We start from the raw sequence: 1,930 nt of genomic DNA on the forward strand, positions 1-1,930 counted from the left end.
GTGCCGCGGTGCTCGCGGCGCGGGCCGGCCGCCTCGTGCCGCCCGGCGGCGCTGCCCGGTTCCTCGCACCGCTCGCGGTCGGGGAGCTGCTGCACGTGGCGAGCGGGGAGACGGCGGGTCAGGTGCCCGACCTCGTGGACCTCCTGCGCCGGCTCGGCCTGCGCACGCTCGGCGACCTCGCCCGGCTGCCGGCGGACGACGTGCTGGCCCGGTTCGGCCGTCTCGGTGCGTGGGCGCACGCGGTCGCCTCGGGACGGGACGACCGCCCGACGGCGCTGCGCCGGCTCGAGCGCGACGTCGCCGTCGAGCAGGAGATGGACCCGCCGGTCGAACGGGTCGAGACCGCCGCGTTCGCGGCACGCAGGCTCGCCGAGGACCTGCACGCGCAGCTCCAGGCGCTCGGTGCGGGCTGCGGCCGGCTGCAGATCACAGCCCGGACCGAGGACGGTCACGAGCTGGTGCGGACGTGGCGCACCGACGCCGCGCTCGGCGGCATGTCCGTGGCGAGGATGACCGACCGCGTGCGCTGGCAGCTCGAGGGGTGGCTCACCCGGCAGGGCGTCCGCTCGGGTGCATCGGCTGACCCCGAGCCCGGGCGGCTCGTGCGGCTCGGGCTGCGCGCCGAGGAGGTCGTCGCGGTCGGCGCGGAGCAGGGGCGGCTGTGGGGCAACCCCAGCGGCTCGGACCTGCGCGCGCAGCGGGCCCTGCACCGCGTCCAGGGCCTCATCGGTGCCGAGAAGGTGCTCGCGCCCGCCCTGCAGGGCGGGCGTGAGGTGCGCGACCAGGTCCGGCTCGTCCCGTGGGGCGAGGAGCCGCCGCCGTCCCGGCCGGTGACCGCGCCGTGGCCCGGCCGCCTGCCGCACCCGGCGCCCGCGACGGTGCTCGTCGAGCCGCAGGTGGTCCAGCTCGTCGGCACGGACGGGCGCCGCGTGCAGGTGGACGCGCGCCTGCAGGTCAGCGCCGACCCGGCGGTCGTGTGGTGGCCGGCCGAGGGCGACCTCCCCGAGCGCGAGACGCCGGTCACCGGCTGGGCCGGGCCGTGGCCGGTCGTCCAGCGGTGGTGGGGTCCCGAGCCGCGCCGGCAGGTGTACCTGCAGGCGACCATGGCCGACGGGCACGCGGTGCTGCTCGCGCTGCGCGACGGCGTCTGGGCGGTGGAGGCCCGGTATGACTGAGCCGCCGATGACGGAGCCGCCGCGATGACGGAGCCGCGCTACGCCGAGCTGCACGCCCACTCGGCCTTCAGCTTCCTCGACGGCGCGAGCCAGCCCGAGGAGCTCGTCCACGAGGCCGCACGGCTGGGCCTGTCCGGGCTCGCGCTCACCGACCACGACGGGCTGTACGGCGTCGTGCGCTTCGCGCAGGCTGCGCGAGACGCCGGCCTGCCGACCGTCTTCGGGTCCGAGCTGCACCTGCCCACGCCCGGTGGCGTGCTCGACGAGCCCACGGGCACCCCCGACCCGCGCGCCACCCACCTGCTCGTGCTCGCGCGCGGCGCCGACGGCTACCGCTCGCTCTCGCGCGCGATCGCCGAGGCGCACCTCGCGACGGGGACCAAGGGCATGGCCGACCACAGGCTGCCCGCGCTCGCCGAGGCCGCCGCCGGGCAGTGGCTCGTCCTCACGGGCTGCCGCAAGGGTGCCGTCCGGCAGGCGCTCGAGCCGCACGGCCCGACCGGGCGGTGGGACCTCGCCGCCGCCCGCACCGAGCTCGACCGGCTGACCGACCTGTTCGGCCGGGACAACGTCGCCGTCGAGATCAGCGACACGGGGGACCCGTGGGACTCCGAGCGCTGCGACGCGCTCGCCGAGCTCGCCGCAGGTGCCGGGCTGCCGCTCGTCGCCACGGGCACCGTGCACCACGCGACCCCGGCGGACGCGGACCTCGCCGCCGCGCTCGCGGCCGTGCGTGCCCGCGCGAGCCTGGACGA

Annotated in this window: 2 protein-coding genes; both read left to right on the forward strand. The window is 78.1% G+C overall.

Translation table 11 applies throughout. The annotated features are described in order from the left end of the window. On the forward strand, positions 1–1,175 hold a 1,175-nt coding region (locus tag ICW40_RS18805), incomplete at its 5' end, for a DNA polymerase Y family protein (protein WP_221655524.1). 24 nt (positions 1,176–1,199) lie between these two features. After that, a partial coding sequence (locus ICW40_RS18810) for a PHP domain-containing protein (RefSeq protein WP_221655525.1) occupies positions 1,200–1,930 on the forward strand: 731 nt, incomplete at its 3' end.

It is taken from the genome of Actinotalea ferrariae, assembly GCF_019733465.1.
Lineage (GTDB): Bacteria > Actinomycetota > Actinomycetes > Actinomycetales > Cellulomonadaceae > Actinotalea > Actinotalea ferrariae_A.